This window comes from Myroides pelagicus (assembly GCF_009711055.1).
Classification (GTDB): domain Bacteria; phylum Bacteroidota; class Bacteroidia; order Flavobacteriales; family Flavobacteriaceae; genus Flavobacterium; species Flavobacterium pelagicum.
Genome location: NZ_WMJY01000080.1, coordinates 1 through 2,135 on the forward strand (window position 1 = coordinate 1; position 2,135 = coordinate 2,135).

Genomic DNA, 2,135 nt, shown 5'->3' on the forward strand with positions numbered 1-2,135 from the left:
TTCCGACAAAGTACACCAGTTTAGATTATCTCATTATAAATAATGCTGTACTTCACTGATATAATCAAATTTACTAATTTTTTCTTGTTCTTAAAGATTTTCCTTTTAAAGTTAATCTATGTGCAGAAGCTGTCAATCTGTCAAGGATCGCATCAGCGAGTGTTGGTTCATCAATAAAATTATACCAACTCTCTATAGGCAATTGAGAAGTTATAATTGTACAGCTTTTTCCATAACGATCTTCAAGTATATCAAGTAATGTTAATCTTGCATCTGGAGTCAAAGGTTTGAGTCCAAAATCATCTAGGATTAGTACATGTTGATTAGAAATATATTTAATCCACTTTAGATAAGTTCCATCTAATCTAGTCTGAGCTAAGTTTTCTATGAACTTACTCATACTAAAATAGACTGTTTTATACCCTAACAAGCAAGCAGATCTGCCTATAGCACAAGCCAAGAAGCTTTTTCCACATCCTGTAGCCCCTGTAATAAGTACATTTTCAGCCTTTTCCAAAAAAATTGAATCAGAAAGTCTCAATACTTGTTCTCTTGTAAGTCCTCTTTCTTCATTACAAATGATTTGCTCTAGTAAAGCATTATAACGTAGTTTACTAGATTTTAATAATCTTTTTGTTTTAGTTTGTTCTCTATACTCTATTTCAGCCTGCGTCATATTAGCTAATAGCTCATGAATATTTTGTTGTTCGTGAATAGGTAGTTGACATGCAGATTGGTAACGATTCGCCATGGCTGTAAGTCGTAGATTTTTTAGTTGTTCTACTGTTTTCTCTGTGTTCATAATAATGTATTTAAAGTTTTTATTTATATGTACTTGCTCCACGTAGGTTTTCGTGTTCAGGTATTTTTTTAAATTCTACCTCAGACTCTTCTATCTTATCCATGTTATTATCAAGGATATTTTTTAGTATACTATAATTGAAACGGACCCCTTTTAAAGCTCTTTCACAGGCTCTTTCAATGCGTTTAGGATGAGATTTAGCTAAACGTAGGATACCTAAACAGATTTGATAAGTATGATCAACGTTAGGTTTACTATCCAAAACTTTTTTAAAATAAAGTTCTGTACTGGGACCATATTTAGAAGCTACTTTTAAATAATCGTTTGCGTTCCAAGTTTGACTTTCCAAGAAGGCTTGATGATTATTTGGTCGATGGGATAGTTCTGTAGTAAAATTGTTTTTAGAATAATTACGTGAATGGGTGGCAATTCGCTCATTACCAAAATAGATTTCAACGTAGTCTGTGCAATAAATAATTCGCACTTGTTTACCAATATAACGATAAGGAACACTATAATAATGCCAATCTTCACCAAGTACCACGTGGTAGTTCTTTTGAACTTTCGCTTGAGTATAGTTCTTAGATACATAAGGAGTTAGAGGTAGTGCTTGTAAAGTTTGTTTCTCTTCTGATTCAAATAATTCTTTACGACTAAAGGTTTTCTTTTGAAAATTAAGGACATGATGTTCTTCTAATTTCTCAAGAATCCTTTTGTTTAAAGATTTCAAAGAATAGAATGTTTCATTTCTTATCTTAGCATATACTCGTCTGTAAGTAATCTTAACCATGTTCTCTACTGATGCTTTATCTTTTGGGTGATAGGGTCTTGTTGCTAATAAATTTATATTGTTGTAGTTAGCCCATTGAACGAGTGTTTCATTAAACTCTGGTTCGTAGCGATTCCCTTTCTTAACCCATTGTTTCATGTTATCTGATATAATAGATTTAGAGGCTCCTTCAAAGCTAGCTAATCCATTATTGAGAGCTTTTATTATTTGTGGTACAGTTGAGTCTATGAGAGCTTCCACATAGGATAGCCCACTAAAGGGAAGTATCATTACTAATACTGGACAAGATATTATTTGACCGGTGGATCGTTCTATATAAGATAATTTATCTCCTGCAAAATCTACTTCTATTAATTCTCCAGGTTGATGGGTAAAGCTTAATGTAGCTCCTTTTACTTTTGAAAACTCCCCTAAAAGCTCACAAAATCGAGAATATTTAAATCCTCCCGGATTCTCTGTTATATATTCTTGCCACAATAAATATTTAGTAACACCTATTTTCTTTAATTCAACTGAAAAGTAAGAATACATCGATTCTAAGTG

Annotated in this window: 2 protein-coding genes; both read right to left on the reverse strand. The window is 32.4% G+C overall.

What is annotated here, in order from left to right:
• Positions 1–73: 73 nt before the first annotated feature.
• Positions 74–802, reverse strand: coding sequence for an IS21-like element helper ATPase IstB (gene istB, locus GJV77_RS14610; protein ID WP_155037063.1), 729 nt, complete (start codon positions 800–802; stop codon positions 74–76).
• A 19-nt stretch (positions 803–821) separates the two neighbouring features.
• Positions 822–2,135 (reverse strand): IS21 family transposase (gene istA / locus GJV77_RS14615; protein ID WP_240142900.1); only part of this gene is annotated, 1,314 nt, incomplete at its 5' end.

Bases quoted from the DNA above. Each gene is read 5' to 3' on its own strand.
- istB (WP_155037063.1), bottom strand. From the start codon at position 802: ATGAACACAGAGAAAACAGTAGAACAACTAAAAAATCTACGACTTACA.